Annotated in this window: 19 protein-coding genes; 12 read left to right on the forward strand and 7 right to left on the reverse strand. The window is 53.0% G+C overall.

The annotated features are described in order from the left end of the window. Window positions 1-8: 8 nt before the first annotated feature. The 3 genes from WBL42_RS03085 (at window position 9) to wecB (ending at window position 3,659) form a co-directional block, all read left to right on the forward strand. Window positions 9-1,118, forward strand: coding sequence for a glycosyltransferase (locus WBL42_RS03085; protein ID WP_424719800.1), 1,110 nt, complete (start codon window positions 9-11; stop codon window positions 1,116-1,118). A 93-nt stretch (window positions 1,119-1,211) separates the two neighbouring features. Next, complete coding sequence (locus WBL42_RS03090; protein ID WP_424719801.1) at window positions 1,212-2,558, forward strand: hypothetical protein; 1,347 nt, start codon at window positions 1,212-1,214, stop codon at window positions 2,556-2,558. Between the two features lie 36 nt (window positions 2,559-2,594). Further along, entirely contained in the window at window positions 2,595-3,659 is a 1,065-nt protein-coding gene (gene wecB, locus WBL42_RS03095; protein WP_424719802.1) for a non-hydrolyzing UDP-N-acetylglucosamine 2-epimerase, read from the forward strand. A gap of 32 nt (window positions 3,660-3,691) precedes the next feature. Here the strand turns inward: wecB and WBL42_RS03100 are convergent, their stop codons facing one another. The 3 genes from WBL42_RS03100 to WBL42_RS03110 form a co-directional block, all read right to left on the reverse strand. Further along, entirely contained in the window at window positions 3,692-4,696 is a 1,005-nt protein-coding gene (locus WBL42_RS03100) for a GDP-mannose 4,6-dehydratase (RefSeq protein ID WP_424719803.1), read from the reverse strand. A gap of 176 nt (window positions 4,697-4,872) precedes the next feature. Next, the gene (locus WBL42_RS03105; RefSeq protein ID WP_424719804.1) at window positions 4,873-5,607 is read right to left on the reverse strand and encodes a glycosyltransferase family 2 protein; all 735 of its coding nucleotides are present in this window, start codon (window positions 5,605-5,607) and stop codon (window positions 4,873-4,875) included. Further along, a complete protein-coding gene (locus tag WBL42_RS03110; RefSeq protein ID WP_424719805.1) occupies window positions 5,604-6,551 on the reverse strand; it encodes a lysylphosphatidylglycerol synthase transmembrane domain-containing protein in 948 nt (315 codons plus the stop codon). The genes WBL42_RS03105 and WBL42_RS03110 overlap by 4 nt, the downstream gene beginning before the upstream one ends. Before the next feature lie 132 nt (window positions 6,552-6,683). Here WBL42_RS03110 and WBL42_RS03115 point away from each other — a divergent pair, with 132 nt between their 5' ends. From WBL42_RS03115 to WBL42_RS03135, 5 genes are all read left to right on the forward strand, one after another. Beyond that, window positions 6,684-7,655 (forward strand): EF-Tu/IF-2/RF-3 family GTPase, encoded by a 972-nt coding sequence (locus tag WBL42_RS03115; protein ID WP_424719806.1) that lies wholly within the window; start codon window positions 6,684-6,686, stop codon window positions 7,653-7,655. An 85-nt stretch (window positions 7,656-7,740) separates the two neighbouring features. Further along, window positions 7,741-8,310, forward strand: a complete 570-nt coding sequence (locus WBL42_RS03120) for a LemA family protein (RefSeq protein ID WP_424719820.1) — start codon at window positions 7,741-7,743, stop codon at window positions 8,308-8,310. A gap of 13 nt (window positions 8,311-8,323) precedes the next feature. Further along, window positions 8,324-10,150 (forward strand): DUF2207 family protein, encoded by a 1,827-nt coding sequence (locus WBL42_RS03125; RefSeq protein WP_424719807.1) that lies wholly within the window; start codon window positions 8,324-8,326, stop codon window positions 10,148-10,150. A 151-nt stretch (window positions 10,151-10,301) separates the two neighbouring features. Beyond that, on the forward strand, window positions 10,302-10,886 hold the full coding sequence (locus WBL42_RS03130; RefSeq protein ID WP_424719808.1) for a PPC domain-containing DNA-binding protein: 585 nt from the start codon (window positions 10,302-10,304) through the stop codon (window positions 10,884-10,886). Window positions 10,887-10,928: 42 nt separating this feature from the next. Further along, entirely contained in the window at window positions 10,929-12,767 is a 1,839-nt protein-coding gene (locus WBL42_RS03135) for a YgiQ family radical SAM protein (RefSeq protein WP_424719809.1), read from the forward strand. A gap of 69 nt (window positions 12,768-12,836) precedes the next feature. Here the strand turns inward: WBL42_RS03135 and WBL42_RS03140 are convergent, their stop codons facing one another. The 3 genes from WBL42_RS03140 to WBL42_RS03150 all read right to left on the reverse strand — a co-directional run bounded on the left by WBL42_RS03140 (window position 12,837) and on the right by WBL42_RS03150 (window position 16,487). Then, the gene (locus tag WBL42_RS03140; RefSeq protein WP_424719810.1) at window positions 12,837-14,186 is read right to left on the reverse strand and encodes a mannose-1-phosphate guanylyltransferase/mannose-6-phosphate isomerase; all 1,350 of its coding nucleotides are present in this window, start codon (window positions 14,184-14,186) and stop codon (window positions 12,837-12,839) included. Between the two features lie 105 nt (window positions 14,187-14,291). After that, entirely contained in the window at window positions 14,292-16,163 is a 1,872-nt protein-coding gene (asnB, locus tag WBL42_RS03145; protein WP_424719811.1) for an asparagine synthase (glutamine-hydrolyzing), read from the reverse strand. Between the two features lie 60 nt (window positions 16,164-16,223). Next, a complete protein-coding gene (locus WBL42_RS03150; protein WP_424719812.1) occupies window positions 16,224-16,487 on the reverse strand; it encodes a hypothetical protein in 264 nt (87 codons plus the stop codon). Between the two features lie 450 nt (window positions 16,488-16,937). On the opposite strand from WBL42_RS03150, the gene WBL42_RS03155 reads away from it, so the two are divergent. The 4 genes from WBL42_RS03155 to WBL42_RS03170 all read left to right on the forward strand — a co-directional run bounded on the left by WBL42_RS03155 (window position 16,938) and on the right by WBL42_RS03170 (window position 19,116). Beyond that, window positions 16,938-17,165 carry a hypothetical protein gene (locus WBL42_RS03155; protein WP_424719813.1) on the forward strand — a complete coding sequence of 76 codons (228 nt, stop codon included), beginning with the start codon at window positions 16,938-16,940 and terminating at the stop codon, window positions 17,163-17,165. 144 nt (window positions 17,166-17,309) lie between these two features. Further along, window positions 17,310-17,828: a hypothetical protein gene (locus tag WBL42_RS03160; RefSeq protein WP_424719814.1), complete on the forward strand. Its 519-nt coding sequence runs from the start codon at window positions 17,310-17,312 to the stop codon at window positions 17,826-17,828. Then, window positions 17,825-18,184: a hypothetical protein gene (locus WBL42_RS03165; protein ID WP_424719815.1), complete on the forward strand. Its 360-nt coding sequence runs from the start codon at window positions 17,825-17,827 to the stop codon at window positions 18,182-18,184. The genes WBL42_RS03160 and WBL42_RS03165 overlap by 4 nt, the downstream gene beginning before the upstream one ends. Before the next feature lie 419 nt (window positions 18,185-18,603). Next, the gene (locus WBL42_RS03170; RefSeq protein WP_424719816.1) at window positions 18,604-19,116 is read left to right on the forward strand and encodes a hypothetical protein; all 513 of its coding nucleotides are present in this window, start codon (window positions 18,604-18,606) and stop codon (window positions 19,114-19,116) included. A gap of 28 nt (window positions 19,117-19,144) precedes the next feature. Here WBL42_RS03170 and WBL42_RS03175 read toward each other — a convergent pair. Beyond that, window positions 19,145-19,402, reverse strand: a 258-nt coding sequence (locus WBL42_RS03175) for a hypothetical protein (RefSeq protein WP_424719817.1), incomplete at its 5' end; no start/stop codon positions are given.

The raw sequence follows: 19,402 nt of genomic DNA on the forward strand, positions 1-19,402 counted from the left end.
GATTAAAAATGTACGACCTGACGGTGATTATTCCTACTTTCAAGGAAGAGGCGAATATCCGGAATATTGTCACGGAAGTGGATGCCGTTCTCAAACACACCGGGATCGAAGCCGAGATCCTTGTTGTGGATGATAATTCTCCGGATACTACCATCGCGATTGTCAACGACCTGAAAGCGTCGATGCCGAATGTGAACCTCCTTGTCAGGACCACTGACCACGGGCTCTCGCAATCCGTAGCTGACGGATTTCTCCATGCATCCTCGGATATTTTTGTTGTTATCGACGCTGATTTTTCCCATCCACCGGCTCTCATCCCGAAAATGTACAAAGAAATCCGGGCCGGCAACGATGTTGTCATCGGCAGCAGGTACATGGATGGCGGGGGGATAAGGAAATGGCCCCTCAAGCGGCGGGTCATCTCCCTTGGGGCAACATTTCTGGGGCGGCTTCTCTTTCCCGATATTACCGATCCGGTGAGCGGGTTTTTTGCCATCAGGAAACAGGTAGTGGCGCAGGCACATCTGAAACCCCGGGGATACAAGATCCTCCTGGAAGTGCTGGGGAAAGGTATCTGGGAGCACGATAAGGAGATACCGTTCGAGTTCAGTGATCGGGAGATCGGCTCAAGCAAGCTGAAAATCAAAACTATCATTGAGTACGCACAGCAGGTTGTGGATATTACCCTGTACTCATTTACCCATCGCCAGAGCGCTGCGTGGCGGGAATGGAAACGAGTATTTAAGTTCGGGATTGTCGGGATATCCGGAATTATTATCAATCAGGGGGTGCTCATATCCCTCAAGGAATATGCAGGTTTTTCTATCCCCGTTGCAAGTGTTTTTGCCATCGAGCTGGCAATATTGAATAATTTTATCTGGAATGATCTGTGGACCTTTAAGGAATGTGACAAGACACAGAAATTATCATGCACATGGCACCGGCTTCTTTTGTTTGAGGTGGTCTCAGCAGGGGGGGCGATAATTAATTTTGCACTACTTAACATTCTCACGTTCAGTATGGCTATCGATTACCGGATTGCAAATATTATCGGAATTCTGCTGGGGTTCGGATGGAATTTTGTTGTCAACAGGCGTATTACCTGGATACGAAAGTGACGACCCGGATGTTACTCTGAGGAGAAGACGGGGAATATTCTGGAATGATTATTTAACATTAAGGCTATGATCACATGAAAACGGAGACGGGACATGAGTAAGAAAGACAAGATCGCGAATGAACCGGTAACGAGGAAGGGGAAACGGGGAAACAAGCCCTTCAGGTTCCTGGGAATACAATTTGACGCCCCGGATGGGGATACAATAAAACGCCACATCGCCCTCCTAATCCTTGCCACGATTGTGATGAAGTTCGTGGTGGTGATTATTACTGCGACCATTTTCCACTCATTTATCGATTTATTCGATATCGAGGGGTACTTGAGTAGTGCCACTCCCCTGCTCCAGGGACAGTTACCCTATATTAATTACCCATTTGCATACCCGATCCTGACATTCATCCCGATTCTTCTTGCGTTTATTCCGGCGGTGCTGACTTGGAACAGCATGGCATTTGTGCTCTCATTCCAGGCCCTCATGATCGTGTGCGATATCCTCATTGTCCTCTCTGTCTATTTCATCGGGCTGAAGATCTATAATGCAACAACAGCCTTCTATGGGGGGCTCATCTATGCAACTGCATTTTCAACTGCATATTTTGTTGTCACGAAGTCAGACGCGTTCCCGACATGTCTCCTCATGCTTGCGATTCTGTTCACCATATATGGTGTGAGCTCCCGTGGTTACGTGGGCGCGTCAGCCGGTTTTTTTGCAAAGATATTTCCGGCAATTGCCCTGCCATTCATGGTACTGTACAATGCAAAAACCACCTCTCTTAAAGAGGAGCTGATCTCTGCCGGAAAGATCTTCCTTATTTTCTGCCTGGTCCTGCTGGTGCCCCTGGCCATCATCAGTCCCGCGACTCTGAGTACCTATCTGTTTGCAACGGGAGGCTCTGTCGGTGTTTACGTGAATACCGCCACTTATACCCTCTACGCCTATGTCTCCGAAGTGTTCCATCTGGGAATCTCCGTTGGTTTGGTATCTGATGTGATGTATGTCCTGATGGGGGCAATCCTTCTGTTGCTCGTCTATATCGCTTTTGCTGAGCGGGAAAAGAATGAAAAAACATTCCTGAAACTGGTATTGTGCGCCATATTCTGTCTGGTTTTTTTCACAAAATTCCACAGCCCCCAGTATATTATCTGGTTCACCCCGCTTCTCGCGCTCCTGGTTGCTGATGATCTTGTCAAGATCGGATTGTTTTACCTAAGCCAGGTTTTTGCCTATATCGAGTTTCCGCTGATATTTAAAATCTCCTATACCAACACGCAATATGTGAACCCGGCCGGATCATCAGGGTGGTACCTTACATTATTATTCTTCACGTTGGAGTACATCGTTCTCATAACGTTAATGTACTTAACGCTTCGACCTCAGGGAGGGATAATTACGAAACTGAAGGAATATTATAGAGTACCGCCCAAGAAACATGAGTAATCAAAGACCTTCCCGAACTGACAAGGTGCTGAATATATGAAAATTGCTGTTGCGGCTGGAACACGACCGGAATTTATTCAGGTAGAGCCGATCATCCGCGAACTAAAGAGGCGGGACATCGCGACGATCTTCATCCATTCCGGCCAGCACTATGACTATGAAATGGACAGAATCTTTTTTGACGAGATGCATATGCCAACCCCCACCCATTATCTTGGGATCGGCTCAAAACTTCCCGGTGAGCAGATCGGAGAGATGATCACAAAATCAGAATGCATCCTCCGCTCCGAGAAACCCGACATGCTCCTCGTTACCGGAGACACGAATACCGCCCTTGGTGTTGCCCTCGCGGCGAACAAAGCGAAGATAAAGGTCGGCCATTTCGAAGCCGGGATGAGAAGTTTTGACCGGACGATGCCTGAGGAGATCAACCGGATCATCATCGATAACATCTCTGACGCCCTGTTCTCACCTACGCAGCGGGGTGTTGACAATCTGCATAAAAACGGGATCTGTGATAATGTGTTCCTTGCCGGGGATGTAATGCTTGATTCAATTGTCCGTTATCGCCATCTGATAAAACCGCGCTCTCGCACCCTGTCAGAACTTGCAATCGGGAAAAAACCCTATCTTCTCCTGACCTTGCACCGCGAGGCAAATACTGACGATCCAACCCGGTTAAAAAATATTCTTGATGCAGTATCCGCCCTTCCGTTTCCGGTGATATTCCCGGTTCACCCCCGCACAAAACAGCGGATCCGGGATTTTTCCCTGACCCTTCCGGAAAATGTTCATCCAATCCCGCCTCAGGGATATTTTGAATTCCTGCGTTTGATTGCTCATGCTGAAAAGCTCCTGACGGATTCGGGCGGTGCCCAAAAACAGGCTTTCTTCCTCTCAATACCCTGCATCACCCTCAGGCCGAATACTGAATGGATGGAGACCATTGAGAATGGGTGGAACATCCTCGTTGATGACAACCGGGACAAGATTATCGGGGCGGCTACAAATCAGGATCCGAGGAATCCACCAAATCTCTCGTTATTCGGGAACGGTGGGAGTTCAGAACGGATAATTGATGCAGCGCTCTCCCTGCTGTGACGAATAACAAAAATAGTTTCAAAGGAGAAAAATTACGTTACTGACAATCCTTCTTTGATGTACCAGCGCACGTATTTTGCAATTCCCTTTCTGATATCTGTTTTTGGCGTAAACCCGAGCGTCTTTTTGGCAAGTGAAATATCTGCCGAAAACCGCATAACTTCACCGGGTCGTTTCGGGAGGTGTATCGGGGCCATATCCTTGAGATCCCTGCCGGTTTCCTTTGCAACTGTATCGATTATAATCTGTGCCAGATCATTGATACTTGTCTCTTTACCGGTTCCGAAGTTGATGGCAGTGCCGAACATGTCCAGTTCCTGCCACTTATCGATAATCAGCGAATAAGCGGCAATGAGGTCATCAATGTAGTGGAAATCTTTTGTCTGCACGCCATTACCGTAGATAGTCGGGGGACAATTATTCACCACCTGTGAAACAAATTTTGGAATGACTGCCGAATATCCTTTCATCCTCTGGTTCGGCCCGTATGTGTTGAACTGCCGGAGGATGATAATGGGAAGGTTGTACACGTGGTGATAAGATGAGCAAAGTCGATCCGCTGCCGCTTTCCCTGCTGCATAGGGCGATTGGGGGTTGAATGGATGGCTTTCGTCCATGGGCATGTACTGGCCGGTACCGTACACCTCAGACGAGGATGCATAGAGCATCAGCTTGAGGGGATCCTTTCTTGCCATCCCTCTCCGGACGGCTTCGAGCACGTTCTGGGTACCTCGGGTGTGAACTTCGAAGCTTGGTACCGGGTTGTCAATTGATTCCTCCCAGTGGACCTGAGCTGCGAGATGGAAAACCATATCGACATTATTCACAAGCCGATCGACAAGATCGAAGTCCATGACCGAGCCTTTAACAAAATAAAAATTAGGGGAATGGTTGTAGCAGGCCCGGATATTATCAGTTGTACTTCTGGACAGATCATCAAGAACAATGACCCGGTGTCCATTTTTGAGGAGGAATTCGGTTAAATTACTACCGATAAATCCTGCCCCTCCTGTGATTAAAACTGTTTCTTTGTGCATGATGTGATCTTTTCCTGTTTATAACTGCCGCTGGATAACAATTCATTCGTATTTAGGGGAGGAAAGGGATATAAATATTGTGAAAACGGGAAAATATCCGAAATTATTTCTTTTAAAATTGAAATCGCCCTCTTCACTTTTAAGAGAAAGATCCTCCTGTAAAATGAGAGTTGTGTTTACTGCCATTTCTGCCGGAGATACTTTGCCTTGAGAATTTTAAAGAGAATTCGCAGATTGTTGAAAATTTCTTTTCTCACGTTCAGTTTGGATTCACCATACTCGCGTGTATAGACCCGTACCCCCACTTCATATACATTTTTTCTATTGAGGATGAGTTTTGCAATAATCTCGGCACAGATCTCAAAATTATTGCTCTCCAGAATAAGCTCATCCAGTGCCTCTTTCCTGTAGAGACGGAAAATGGCGCTCACGCAGGTGAGGTCGTCCTGCAGGAGCACCCGGTAAAGGAAATTAACGGATTTACTGATAAAGAGCCGGAACGGGGAGGAGATCTCTTTTGCAAGGTCTTTTCCCCGGTAGGGGGATGCCGAAATACAGTCTGCCCCGGTCTCCCTGTATGCCGCCAATAGTTTCTCGATATCTTCCGGACGGTACGTGAGATCGGAATCCATCATGATCACCAGGTCTCCTTTACTATGTGCGAGACCTGTTCTCACTGCCACCCCCATTCCCTTATTCGCGCCGTGGGGGACAACCACCACGTTTTTTTGTATCTCCTTGAGCTTGTTTAGCTCAGCGAGGGTAGTATCCCTGCTTCCGTCGTCCACGAGAATATATTCGCAGGTCTCACCGTACCGTTCGATGATCGGTCCCGCAACAGGAAAGAGTCTTTCGGGGTAGAGGCGGGCGTTTTCAGCTTCATTGAAGAGGGGTATGATAATGGATATCATTCAGGTCCTCCACTGCACTGGTCTTCAGCAAATTTTGCAAAGATGAATCCATAGATCAGGACCAAATACATCGAGATCAGCCGGTCGGTGAGGACGATAGCTATAGCGTCTGCTGAGGCAACCCCGAGCAGGGTGAGAAGGTAACCAAGAGATGCCTCCATAACACCTACACCGAGTGGAATCTGGGAGGCAAGACCTGCTATGATGGAGAGACAGAAAAAAATCGTGAGGAGGATGGGGTTCAGCGTATACCCAAATGCCATTGTAACTATCCAGAAGCGCACAAATTCCGAACCGAGCGAAAAAACCGTGATGATAAACACGGCGACGATGTCCCGGAACGGGAGTTTTTGAATCTTGAAATCTGCAGGGATCTTCTTGAGAACCGGGATCTTCGAAGAGTACTTTTCTATGAGCGTGAGGAAGAAATCTGCCTTGTAGTAGAAGAAAAAGAGGAGGATGAGAAGTACCGCCGTTACTTCTAGTACGATAACAGTAATTCCCCTGAGATCGATAAACACCATCGCGAAAGCTGCAAGGAAGAGGATCATCAGTTCGAAGAACCGTTCGTAGAAAATCATGGAAACCCCGGTGAAGAAGCGCATGGCATATCGCCTCTGCATGTAGTAGGCTTTATAGAGGTCCCCGATCTTTCCCGGAGTGATATTGGCATAAAACAGACTTGCGATGCTGACGATTGAGGAATCGTGCCAGCTTATTGCGGTATTATACTTCTCGCTGAGGAATTTCCAGCGGTAAACCCTGAGTGCAAGGGTACCTATCGACACTCCGAATGCAAGCAGGAGGAGAGGAATATTGACCGATAAAAGCATCCGGTAATTCTCGATGATGTCCGAGCGGTAGATTACATATGCTAGGATCAATAATCCGATAAGGAGGAGTCCCGTCTGCAAAATCCGCCGGTTATTTTTTATGGTTTCCATAGATTCATCCGGTTCATGTGAAGAACAACTTACTATGATTTGCCTCCTGTTATTATATCTGGATCGCTAATCCGGCTCCGGTGCATGAGGAGGATAAATCCTCATAAGGCTACGGGATAAATGGATACTATTATGTCCAATCTCACCGTCGCAGTTCTTGCCCCCCCCGATTATGCAAAGGATCTTGGGAAGAAGGGCACAACGAGCGATATTACTTTCTACAACCTGAAAAAGGGCGAAGCTACAGTCACGTTTATCGAACCGACCCGGTACCCGGAAAAATTATCCTCGTTGTTTTATGCAGTCTCCCTTGCCGATCGCATTCTCCTCGTTGTGGACGAGATTAATGCCTCATTTGGGGAGTGCGTGCTGATGCTCCAGAGCGCGAACAAGAGTTCCGGCTACCTGATTCTCAAGAATTACATATCGCCGGATCAGATCGCTCCGCTCATAAAAGGAACAGTCCTCGAACATTACGAAGTTATTGAAGAGGATATGGTCGGCCTGCGGGAAAAACTGCTGGACGCAGCACAGAAGGCGACTGCGCACCAGAAAACAAAAGAAAGTGGAGGCAACGGGACAATCCCGATCGATCACCACTTCAATGTAAAGGGTGTCGGTGTTGTAGTTCTCGGGTGCGTGACGCATGGGCTAATCAGGAAGCATGATATGCTCAAGGTACTCCCGACAACAAAAACCGCCCAGGTCCGCTCAATCCAGAAGCATGATGATGACGCCGAGACCGCAGTGACCGGTGACCGGGTTGGTCTGGCCTTAAAAAATATCGAATCCGAGGACCTTGACCGGGGCTACGTCCTCACCAACGATCCCACTCTCCGGTTTTCCGAGACCATCACCGGGAAAGCGCAACTGGTGAAGTACTGGCCTGCCCCCCTGAAAGAAGGCATGGTGCTCTATGCCGGCCACTGGATGCAGTTCCTTCCCACACGCCTTGAAAAAGCGGTTGTAGAAGGCGACTGGAGAATGCCGGGCATCACCCTCTCTCTTGAGAAGGCGCTTGTCTACCCCCCCAATGCACGGGTCGTACTACACTATCTCGAAGGCGGCAAGCTCCGGGTTGTTGGCTCTCTAATCCTTGAATAATCTTCTTTTTCCGGCGCCGTGAAAGGCTTGTCTCTGGTTCCCAATCACCTTATCACTGGGGACGATCATGAATGTACTGAGTACAATGCTGGAAGATATTATTGGATGGGTTGTCTTGGGCGTTATCGTCCTTGTAGTCATCGTTCTCGTGCTCTGGGCCGTAGGAATCTACAACCGGTTTGTCAGCCTTCGGAATTCCTCGGAAGCCACCCTCGGGCAGATCCGTGTGGCCATGAAGAAGCGGCTGGACATGATCGAGCAGCTTCTTGGTGCCGTGAAAAGCTATGCGAAGTTCGAACAGGATACCCTCACAAAGGTCACCGCCATGCGGGCCGCTGTTGCTACTGCCGGACCCGGTGACCTGAACAAGGTCGAGGCCGAGTCCCGTTCCATCTTCGGCCGCCTGCTTGCGGTTGCAGAAAACTATCCCGACCTCAAGACCTCAGGCACTGTAACAAGTCTTATGGACTCCGTAAAGGGCCTTGAGGAGGAAATCGCCCGCCAGCGCTATACCTACAACAACATCAGCCAGGAATACAACACTATGATCGACACAATCCCCTCGAATTTTATAGGGAAGATCATGGGACTTATCAAGCTGCAGTACCTGCAATTCGAGGAAGCGATCGAGAACGCTCCCAAAATAGAGTTCTGAGCAGGTCATTGCCGTGGGAGAGACACGACAGCTTGCCAGTATTGTTGTGGCCGGCCTGGTCATCGGCCTCATCGGCCTCATCATCGTTAACGCAGCGCCGGCCCTGTTTGAGGGGAATCTGGTGGTGGAATCTTACGATGCCACGCTCCAGAGCAACGGAACCCTGACAGAGCACTATACCTACGATGTGCACACCGGAGGGGTGTATCGCATGCTGTACCGGAGCTGGGATGCCCCGCTGGTCTTTTCACCTCCCTCGTCTTCTGCAGTCCAGTTCGTGTCGGCAGCGGCCCCTGAGGGTGTTACCTGGTATGCAAAAGGCAGTGATGGTACCGTAAATGTTGCTGGAGATGCACAGGCCGCTTCCCGGAAGGCAGCAATCGACGAGCTCGCCAACACCAACGAAGTAGGCATCTTCAATCCGGATTATTATACTGATGGTATCTATACCGCCGGATATACCTACCTCCTCTACCCCCCGATCGAGTACGATGGCACCACCACCCACCTCAACCTGAAATTTGCCGGGGATACGCATATTCCCTACCATAGTGTCCATATCAGCCTCCCTGCAGATAATGTGCAGCAAATCTACGTCTATCCCCCCAGCCTGCAAACCCAAAAAACCGGTGACACCTACGTGATTACCGGAAGTGTGGCTGAGAATGAGATCCTTTCAGTGGAGATGCTGGGTACGAACAATGCATTTGCCGGTATGCCCGCGTTCCGGACAGAGTCTCCTGATCTCCAGGGACAGACAGGTTCCGCGAACTTCTGGTACAATGCACCCTATTACGTAGCATATTCCCTGAATGGGATTGCGATGGTTGCCGTCATCCTCATCCCGCTTCTCCTCATCCTGATCTATTACCGCTACGGGCGGGAGAAAAAATTCACGGTCCCGGCATACCTGAGTACCATCCCCTCTACGGCGCTCAGGCCCTGGCAGGTAAACCTGCTTTTCAAGGGCGATGCGCTGGATTTCGACGAGGACGGCTACTATGCGACCCTGCTCGATCTCCACCGGCGCAAGAACATCACGATCACGGAAAAAGTTGACGGTAAAGGCGTAGAGATCCGGGTGCTGTCATCTGCAAACCTCGATCCCTACGAACAGAGGATCCTTACGTTCATCGACCAGGTAGCGGATAAGAGCGTGATGGACACAGAGAAGATTGCTGCCATTGCAAAGCGGGCGCAGTCAGACAGCAGTGCAGAAGAGACAGCTCTGCGGTACCAGCGTAACCTTACTGATGTGACCAGCAGGGTGGACACAAGCCTCTCCAACCAGTATATAGTGGATGGCCGGGACCACATTACCCCGCTGGGAATGGTTGCGGGCGTTGTGCTCGGCGTCACAGTGATCCTTGCCGTTGTATATTCAATGCAGTCGTACATCCTTATCCCGGCAGCAGTTCTGTGGGCTGCAGTCCTCGTCCAGACGGGGATCGCTTTTGCCGCTCCGTCCACGTTGTTCGGCCACTGGAAGGACGACCGGTATAAAGAAAAGCTTGAATGGGATGCATTCACCCGTTTCCTCTCAGACATGGCCATGATCCAGAAGTATGCACCCGCCGATCTTTCAATGTGGGGTGACTGGCTCACCTACGGAACTGCTCTCGGTGTCGGAGCGAACGTAGAGAAGGCGATGAAAGAGCTCAATATCCGTATGGCCGACACCGGTGTTCCGGTTGGGGCCATAGCGATGAGTGCCGCGTTTATCCCGCTGATTGCCTTCTCGCCACCGAGCCACGGTGGCTCCGGCGGCGGGGGATTTGGCGGCGGCGGTGGCTTTGGAGGCGGAGGCGGGTTTGGTGGCGGTGGAGCCGGGGGCAGATAAACCGTGGTGCCCGTCACTCACCCCCTCATTTTCGCTGCCATTGTGATTGTATCGATAAATCTCTGCGGATGACGGAGATCACGCGTCACCTAGTCATAGAAGATATAAAGCCGCACAAACCATATGAATACCAGAACAGGAATCTGATCTTATGCAATATACGGAAGGTCAGCTCGGCAGGGTCTTTGTCGTGAGGATCGATGACGGGGAAGACATGCTCGTGTCCCTTCGCCAGTTCGTCCAGGACAAGGGTGTCCGTGCCGGCTCGATCGTTTTCCTCGGTGCTCTGATGGAAGGGCGGATGGTTACCGGCCCTGAAGAACCGGTCATTCCCCCGGTCCCGCATTTTGTAATGTTCGAGGGGGGGTGGGAGGTCTTCGGCGTGGGCACGATATATCCCGGCGAGGGAGGTCCGCATATCCATTATCATGCTTCAGTGGGACGGGCAGGTCACGCCCTGACCGGCTGCCTAAGGGAGAAGGCCGTAACCTATCTCATTGTTGAGGCTGTGATTTACGAATTCACTGGTCTTTCCGCTAGGAAAGAGTACGATGAAAAGACACAGCTCCACCTTCCTGTACTTAGTCACGAAAACACTTCCGGAACAGCGGAACAGGAGCCGGTAAATGAAGAACCCCGCCCGGGCCCCCGTGAGGAAAAGAAAGACGAGAAGAGTGAACTGCCAGGCGGTCTTGCGGAGATAATCCGGGATCTGACCCGGCGCCCCCCGACATAATCCGGCTCGCAACCGGAAAGAGTTCTTAAATCCTCCCGTTTTATGATTTCCCAGCCACCGTTTCTCCCAATTTCGCGCGAAGAGGGACAGAAGCTGGGTATTGAACAGTTCGATATTATACTCATCAGCGGGGATGCCTATGTCGATCACCCCTCATTTGGCACAGCCCTGATCGGCCGTGTCCTTTGGGATGCCGGGTTCACGGTCGGGATTATCGCCCAGCCGGACTGGAAAAGCAGTGCGGATTTTACCCGGCTCGGCTCGCCCCGGCTCTTCTTTGGCATATCGTCGGGCAATGTCGACTCGATGGTGAACAACTTCACCCCGAACCTGAAGAGGCGAAGCGATGACGTGTATTCACCGGGCGGTATCCCGAAACGCCCGGACCGGGCCGTGATCGTTTACGCGAACCGGGTCCGGGAACTCTTCCCGGGTATACCTGTCATTCTTGGTGGCATCGAGGCCAGCCTCCGTCGGTTTGCCCATTACGATTACTGGCAGGACCGGGTCAGGCAGGCAATCCTTGCTGATGCCCCTGCCGACCTCCTCGTTTTCGGCATGGCCGAGCGGCAGATGGTGGAGATCGCCTGCCGTACCAGTGCGGGCGAGCCCATAACATCCCTGCGTAATATCCGCGGGACCGCGTTTACGATGGAGCTTGCGGAATGGCGGAGCCGCAGGTCCCATGGTATAGTCGAGATTCCCGGGTTTTCCGAAGTGTCTCAGGACAAGGCTGCTTACGCAAGGGCATTTGCACTACACTATGCCGAGCAGGATCCGGTCCGGGGAAAATCCGTGGTGCAACCGCATCCAAAAACGGTTATCATCCAGAATCCCCCGGCTATACCGCTGACAACTCTGGAACTGGATCATATCTACGATATACCTTTTTCCCGTGAGGCCCACCCGTCCTACCGTCAGCACGTGCCTGCCCTTGAGCCGGTCAGGTTCTCGGTGGCCAGCCACCGCGGCTGTTTTGGAAGCTGCTCGTTCTGTGCCCTTACCCACCATCAGGGCCGGATCATCCAGGGCCGGAGCATCGCATCTCTTGTCCGTGAGGTCACCCGGATGACGAGTATGCAGGGATTCAAGGGTATCGTGCAGGATGTGGGAGGTCCGACTGCCAACATGTACGGGCTCTCGTGCACTCTCTGGGAGAAGACCGGCGCCTGCAGGGACAAGAACTGTAGCCCGGCCTGCCGGACATTGCAGACGAGCCACCGTGCCCAGTGCGAACTTCTCGCCGCCCTCCGTGCCATCCCCGGCGTCAGGAAGGTATTCATTGGATCCGGTATCCGGTACGATCTTATTGTGGCCGACCCTTCGGATTACCTTGGGACCATCTGCGATCACCATGTCTCCGGTCACCTCAAGGTGGCTCCCGAGCACATTTCAGAGAACGTCACCCGGCTCATGAACAAGCCCGGGCAGGAAGTTTTCGACCGGTTCCGCAAGGAGTTCGCAATGTTGCAGAAAGACAAACAGAAGAAACAATATATCCTCCCCTATTTCATGTCCGGGCACCCGGGCTGCACGATCTCTGACATGATCCTGCTTGCAGAATATATCCGTGACAACCAGCTCTATACCGAACAGGTGCAGGATTTCACGCCCACTCCCATGAGCTTCTCGACCTGTATGTATTACACCGGACTCAACCCGTTCACCATGGAACCGGTTCATGTTCCAAAAGGACAGGAAAAGAGGATTCAGAGGGCCCTGCTGCAGTACCGGGATCCCCGGAACCGCAGGCTTGTTATCGAAGGGCTGGAGATCGCCGGCCGGCGAGATCTGATCGGAACCGGGGGACAGTGCCTGGTGGGGGGGGATTTCGGCCATCCGCAAAAGTCATTCCGGAAACACCAGGGATCGAAAAAATAAGGGTTGCATTCCCGGCAATCCTTATGGTTTACTTATACCGGCCATTAAGTAAAAAACAGAAAAAGGCTCTCACTTCCGGCCATATTCGTCATCGAACCGGACAATATCATCTTCCTCCAGGTACTCCCCAAGTTGAACCTCAATCACTTCGAGCGGGATCAGACCAGGGTTTTTCAGCCTGTGCATCATCCCGCTGTGAACGAATGTGCTCTCCCCTTTCCTCAGGAGCCGGGTCTCACCATCCAGTTCCACCTCAGCGGTTCCCCTGACCACCACCCAGTGCTCGCTCCGGTGGTGGTGGAGCTGGAGTGAAAGCCGCTCCCCTGGCTTTACGGTCACCCGCTTGATCTTATAGATCGGCGTATCCTCAAGGACTGTATAGGAGCCCCAGGGGCGGTGGACCTGCCGGTGGAACTTGGTCACGGGATCATTGCCGGCATTATACCGGTTCACCAGGTGTTTGACCTGCTCGGTCTCTTTGTTGTCGCAGATCAGGAGGGCGTCCACTGTATCTACCACGATGAGATCGTTTACACCGATGAGACCAACATGTTTGCCCGGGGCGTGCACGTAATTGTTCCGGGATGAAAGGTATTCGGCGTGCCCGACATTCCCTTCCCGGTCGTGGGTTTCTGTATCATAGAGCGCCCGAAACGTCCCGAGGTCGTTCCATTCCACATCCAGCGGGACCACGGCCACTTTTTTCGAGTGCTCCAGCAGGCCATAGTCAATTGAGATCGCTTCAAGACACGGGTAATCCGGATCGCTGCCATCCGAGAGTGCAGCATATAATGCCGGCTGGTATTTTTTCAGTTCAGCAAAGAAACAGTCCGTGGAGAGGAGAAAGATCCCGCTGTTCCAGAGATATCCCCTGCGGAGATACTCTTGTGCAGTCTTCTCGTCCGGCTTCTCTTTGAATTCCTCGACGGCATATCCGATCGGAAGTTTCCTGCCCGGCCGGATATAGCCGTACCCTGTATGAGGGGACGTTGGTTTTACGCCAAAAGTTACGAGATATTTTTTTGCAATGGGCTCCGCCGCACGGATCTGGTCGAGGGCATCGTCGCCGAGGATGTGATCGCTTGGGAACACGACAGTCGTTGCATGGCTGTCAATCTTCCTGGTACGCTGCAATGCCCATCCGATTGCAGGCAGGGTATTTTTTCCTTCCGGCTCTACGAGGAGATGGGATTCGTCGATGATATATCCAAGTTCATCGGCCTGGTTGCGTACAAGATACTTGTGGATATCGTTTGTCACAACAAAGATATCATCCGGCCCGGAGAGATGGACCGCCCTCTCATATGTCTTCTGGAACAGGGAGAGTCCGTCAAGCTGGATAAACTGCTTGGGATAATACTCACGCGAGAGCGGCCAGAGCCGTGTCCCGACACCGCCTGCAAGGATGATCGATTTCATGGAACGCCTAGGAGCCCGGCCCGGAATGACATGCACCGGTAATGCGGGTTTCGTCACATAAATCTCATGGGACTGAACATTTATAAGATTCGATCTTCTGCATTCTCACGTGGATTGATCTGTTCCACATACTCCTTTTGGGAAATGTAATCCTGTCGCAGTAGTACCGGTCTTGTCGAAGAATTTCCGGAGCCATAATTCCGCACAGATGATGCGCCAGATCTCCGGCGAATAAGCAGACTTCCTGTCAAGGAATGCCAGGTAATTCCGTACTACTGCCACCGCATCCCAGTATGGCCGGCCATGGAATGAATCCGATGAGAGGATGTTGAGCACGAACGGGCGCAGGTCTTCCCGCATCCAGACTTCTTCAGGAGTAACAAAGCCCATCTTGTCCATTCGGCACCGGATGGTTTCGGGTACTATCCCTTTGATCGCTCTGCGGAGTACGGTTTTGGTGATACCAGATCTGATCTTCTGGTTGAGTGGAAGGGATGCAACATATTCTACGAAACGGTAATCGAGGAACGGGACCCTTGATTCGATTGAGAATGCCATCGAGTTCCGGTCCTCGTAATGGAGGAGGGCAGGAAGGTTTGTGCACGTAAGTTCGCGGTACAAAACATTATCCAGATTCCCATTGTACCGGGGGATTTTTTCAGCTGTGCATTTCAGGAGGTTCCTGCGCGTTTTCCGTTCCATAAGTTGTCGGAATGCTGAACGGAAGAACTCCCGGTGGTGCCGGAGGCTGCCGGTGATCTCGGTAATTGCGGTTCCCCAGCGGAATGACCGGAGGAGCATACCGGTATAACTCCCCTGATATGCGAGGTACCCGGCAAGGAGTTCATCCGCCCCCTGCCCGTCCAGCACGACTTTTACATGTTCTTTTGCCAGGCGCATCACGCAGTACTGTGCATAAATCGAGAGCGAACCGAATGGTTCGTCCTGCATATAGACCAGCTGGTCGATATCGTCCCAGAGCTGGTGAGGGGTGGGCTCCACCCGGTAGGCATCGACACCGGTTGCGGTGACGATCTCGTTGATGTACCGGCTCTCGTCGAAGCGGTTGTCGGAAAATACCGCAGAGAAGGTTTTCTGCCGGGCACCGGCACTGGCCGGTGCCTCATCGCGGATGAGGGTGTTGATGAGTACGGTGAGGGTCGAGGAATCGATGCCTCCCGAGAGGCAGGTCCCGATAGCGACATCACTCCGGAGGTGGAGCCGGGTCGCGTCCCGGAGGATTGCGAGGAGCCGGGAGGAGGCCACTTCATCCGGTATCGTGGACCGTATCGCCGGGTTGACGTTCACGTCCCAGTACCGGAACGGCTCCGGGCCGGCGGCAGTCACGACCATCGCATGGGCGGGTTCGAGTTGGGAGATTTCCTTGAACATTGTCCGCCCGGAGTGATCAAGCACGCCCCACGCAAGATATGTGCCGAGCGTTCCGTCATCGGGGCATTTCCCTACGTCAGGATGGGCGAGGAGTGCCTTGATCTCGGACGCGAACAGGAACGAGCTGCCGGTCCGGGTGTAATAGAACGGCTTGATACCGAGCCGGTCCCTGGCGCAGAAGAGCCTTTTCTGCTTCCCGTCCCAGATGGCAAAGGCCCACATGCCGTTGAACCGCTCCAGGCAGGCGGTGCCCCATTCCTCGTACGCGTGCAGGATCACTTCGGAATCTGATTTTGAGTGGAAGCGGTGACCCTTCATGACGAGCTCTTCGCGGAGTTCGATATAGTTGTAGATTTCGCCGTTGAAGACGAGCCAGAGCGTCCCGTCCTCATTGGTCATCGGCTGGCTGCCCTCATCAGAGAGGTCGATGATCGCAAGTCTCCGGTAGACGAGCCCGATGTTACCGTTTATCCTGGTCCCCTCGCTGTCGGGGCCACGGTGGGCGAGCCGCCTCGACATCTCCGCGAGCAGCCGGGCGTCCGGCGCCGTCCCGTCAAGACAGTACTGGCCTGCAATACCGCACATTATGGTAAAGGTGGGTACCGGTGGTTTAAAAGGATGTGAGGGGGACGGGATGTTCCTATCTTACACAAGCGCAGCAAATGCGGAGGCGGCCATGACCACATTCACTACATTGATGAGTATGATAGCCCGGGCTTTTGTATGGTATCCCCATGCGATGAGGAGGAGGCCACTGATAATCCAGACAATAAAACCGATCTCCTGTGCTGTGGGATTTCCTACCTGGCGGACTCCCAGCCATCCGGCAATACCGAGGAATGCCCCGGAGTACTCCAGCAGAGTGGCAGAAGTGACCGGGATCTCCGGAAGTGCCTTGCGAAACCACAAAGATCGGGTGCTCTGCTGTTCCTGATTAGAATACAGAAAGTCACCGTTCCGGTTGTCGTTCATATGTACCCCAAAAATGCTTCATTATCCTTGCCACACCGGGCTATTGAATTCCCCTGATGGTGCGGGTTCGATCATGGAACACGGGAATTATGCTCTGCACCCGGCAACCGGAAGAAAAAATTTCTCTACCTTACGCTGACATGCTGTTCCGGCTCCCCCGCCCCTCCGCGCTTCATTCCCTGAACCTGCGGATTACATAAATCCGGCCAAAATCCGTGCCGCGATTCGCTTAGATAAATCGAAGTACTTTCTTTAAACCAATTTGTATATATATTTGATTTCATCAACCTGAGTTAATCACAATGCTCGCGGACCTCTGTATTTTCCCGTCATTGAAGATCATGGGCCCCGGCCGCCCGCTGCATAACGCGGAGCTGACTGGCGATCATGATGCTCGTCCGGGTTGTACTGCACTGTGCCATGATGGGATACACCACCAGTCTTCCGGGTATACCGGAGAAGGAGCCGGACAAACCGTCCGGTTCGCGGGGGGTCTTCCTCCATGGCGCGGTGTCCGTGAACGGTTGTGGGATCTTCCCGGCTGCTGCCGGGATCGCATGGGGTTTCACCGGTCACCGCTGCATACGCAATAACTCGCCGGCGCCCGGCGCGTAGTGCACTCGTTGCCCGGGGGTTTTGTTAAAACCCGGGGCAGGGAGGCACCCGCCGCACCCGGTACGCCGGCCATGGCACGCATTACGTTAGCGGAGCGGATGAAGCGCCTGCCTGCATAGCCGATGAAAAAAAAACTAAAAGAACATGACAGAACACGAGAAGGAAACAACTATCGCAGGATCCGCGAGGGTCCTGCTGCCGGAAGGCGCCGGGGGTGCCGGGACTTCCTGCGAGGAATCGCAATCTGATGAGAACAAGTCCGGTGCGGTTAGTGCCGGGCAGGAAAATGAGGAACTGGAATGGGCCTGTCGGCATGTGAAAGATGAGCCGGCGCCGGAACCTGCGAATGAAGTGTTCCGGAAAACAGAGCTGCACACAACACCCCCGGATACCGGATCGGATGAGCTGAAAAAACTCATGCGCCAGATGATGCAGCGCCTCAAAAGCCCCGACCCGGAGATCCTGTACCTGCAGTACGAGAACTCGTACCGGGACTTCATCTGCTCTGTCCTGGCCCGGCAGTACCGTGAGGAGAAACAGCAGCGGGAGCAGGTCGCGGCCCTCTGGGAACAGATCGATCTCCTCGATGAGCGCCTGGAGCGCAGTATTGACCGGCTCGAACGTCTCATCCATGAGGCGACTCCCCGGGGGGTGAGGGCATGAGACGGGGACCGGTATCGCAGAAAGCGATTGATTTCGCGCTGCCGGTAGCGCTGGCCCGGGGTTTTGTCACATTCTGCCGGCAGGGTCGGGGGAGCGTCTCGACCTTTGTGATCCATGCTGCCGGGTACACGGCCGTTGTCAGCGTGCAGATGAGCCGGCGGCTGCACGGATCGCTTGCGGAGATGGAAGCCCAGTTCGCCGAGATGATCGCTCTGCTCCGGCTCGTACCCCCGGGATTGTGCCGGTCCCGGGAGCTCTGGGCCTGCAGCCGGCACGGGGGACTCAGGCTCTTCCGCGTAATGGAGAAGGGTATCATTGAACTCGGCCGCGATGGCGAGCCGATCGTGAATGCATGAGGGAGATGGCAGGATTGACCAGGACACCCACAAGATACTCGTCTCCGTCGGTGATTTCCCCTGTATACCCTTATTTCAGGGACAGGGGAAAAGAAGCCCGTAAAGGGCTCCGATTCCCCTTTTTCCGGGTCGGAACGACACAGTTTCGCAAAAATGCGTGCCGGTTTCCGTGCGTTCACAACGTGAATGCAGGGGTTTTTACGCCGGAGGGGCCGCGTGTCCCGGACCGTGTTAATATGGGTCAGTTGGAGAGGCCGAAACGGGGGTCCGATGGGGTTTAGCACGTGGCAGGCCCAAAAAAGGGCACTATTGGATCACCCTCTCCGACGGAGAGGAGTCCCCTTCACGACGGAGAAGGGAGACAGGGAGGAATGACGGAACAGGACAGAACCGATCGGATAACGAACGGAGGAAATACTATGGAAATGATCATCCATGCAACGGAAGACGAAGCACACAAATTATCTCTCGAAGGCAATGCGATCATACTCGGCGGCGTGGAGGTGCACGTGAAATTTGTCCGCTTCCAGGGAGACGAAGGGATCCAGCTGGACTTTACCCCGCCGTTCGGGCCCGGCGATGTGCCGGACTGGATGGCGGATATCAACAGCCGGCTCGCCGGCCTCTGCCGGCAGACCGTGATGAATATGGAGGATAAGCCCCGGGACCGGCTCCTCGGGCTCGTCCGGAAAGATGGCGGGAAGGACCGGATGCTTTACCGGCTCTACGTGACCTCGCGAATCGCGGACGATGGCACGCACGAGACGATCGTGCATGATTTCATCGACCCGGAGTTTCTCCGGATCGATCCGGGGGTTGCGAAGAGGGCGGCCTCAGCGAGGGGGACGGTGGAGGGAGTGCTGGGAGGCGGGAGAGAAGGGCGTGGAGTGACTGATGGCGGAGGAGGCGGCGTGAAGGACGAACCGGAATAGGCAATGATCAGGAGTGATATGTTTCTGATTATTCTCCTGATTCCCATTTTTTGATTAATTTCTCACATTCGGGCCGGGGGAGCCAGCGTTTTTTTGCGAGCATGAGTCTGAGGGCCGATGCAGATTCCTGTGGCCGCAGGATCTCGTTCTGAATCATCTCCTCCAGAAGCCAGAGAGTGCCATGGTATTCGATCCGGGAATTATCGGCCAGGCCTCGTAACGGTCCGTCATTTGAAAGGATCATCGTGCTGTGTTTCCGGCTCAGGAAAAGTACGGAGATATCTTC

Source organism: Methanoregula sp., from assembly GCF_049686655.1.
Classification (GTDB): Archaea; Halobacteriota; Methanomicrobia; order Methanomicrobiales; family Methanospirillaceae; genus Methanoregula.

Excerpts from the sequence above, each read along its gene's own strand:
- WBL42_RS03120 (WP_424719820.1), top strand. The coding sequence starts at position 7,741 with ATGCTGGAAGATATTATTGGATGGGTTGTCTTGGGCGTTATCGTCCTT.
- WBL42_RS03105 (WP_424719804.1), bottom strand. The coding sequence starts at position 5,607 with ATGATATCCATTATCATACCCCTCTTCAATGAAGCTGAAAACGCCCGC.
- WBL42_RS03160 (WP_424719814.1), top strand. The coding sequence starts at position 17,310 with ATGACAGAACACGAGAAGGAAACAACTATCGCAGGATCCGCGAGGGTC.
- WBL42_RS03100 (WP_424719803.1), bottom strand. The coding sequence starts at position 4,696 with ATGCACAAAGAAACAGTTTTAATCACAGGAGGGGCAGGATTTATCGGT.
- asnB (WP_424719811.1), bottom strand. The coding sequence starts at position 16,163 with ATGTGCGGTATTGCAGGCCAGTACTGTCTTGACGGGACGGCGCCGGAC.
- WBL42_RS03135 (WP_424719809.1), top strand. The coding sequence starts at position 10,929 with ATGATTTCCCAGCCACCGTTTCTCCCAATTTCGCGCGAAGAGGGACAG.
- WBL42_RS03155 (WP_424719813.1), top strand. The coding sequence starts at position 16,938 with ATGATGCTCGTCCGGGTTGTACTGCACTGTGCCATGATGGGATACACC.
- WBL42_RS03140 (WP_424719810.1), bottom strand. The coding sequence starts at position 14,186 with ATGAAATCGATCATCCTTGCAGGCGGTGTCGGGACACGGCTCTGGCCG.
- WBL42_RS03130 (WP_424719808.1), top strand. The coding sequence starts at position 10,302 with ATGCAATATACGGAAGGTCAGCTCGGCAGGGTCTTTGTCGTGAGGATC.
- wecB (WP_424719802.1), top strand. The coding sequence starts at position 2,595 with ATGAAAATTGCTGTTGCGGCTGGAACACGACCGGAATTTATTCAGGTA.
- WBL42_RS03170 (WP_424719816.1), top strand. The coding sequence starts at position 18,604 with ATGGAAATGATCATCCATGCAACGGAAGACGAAGCACACAAATTATCT.
- WBL42_RS03090 (WP_424719801.1), top strand. The coding sequence starts at position 1,212 with ATGAGTAAGAAAGACAAGATCGCGAATGAACCGGTAACGAGGAAGGGG.
- WBL42_RS03115 (WP_424719806.1), top strand. The coding sequence starts at position 6,684 with ATGTCCAATCTCACCGTCGCAGTTCTTGCCCCCCCCGATTATGCAAAG.
- WBL42_RS03110 (WP_424719805.1), bottom strand. The coding sequence starts at position 6,551 with ATGGAAACCATAAAAAATAACCGGCGGATTTTGCAGACGGGACTCCTC.
- WBL42_RS03165 (WP_424719815.1), top strand. The coding sequence starts at position 17,825 with ATGAGACGGGGACCGGTATCGCAGAAAGCGATTGATTTCGCGCTGCCG.
- WBL42_RS03085 (WP_424719800.1), top strand. The coding sequence starts at position 9 with ATGTACGACCTGACGGTGATTATTCCTACTTTCAAGGAAGAGGCGAAT.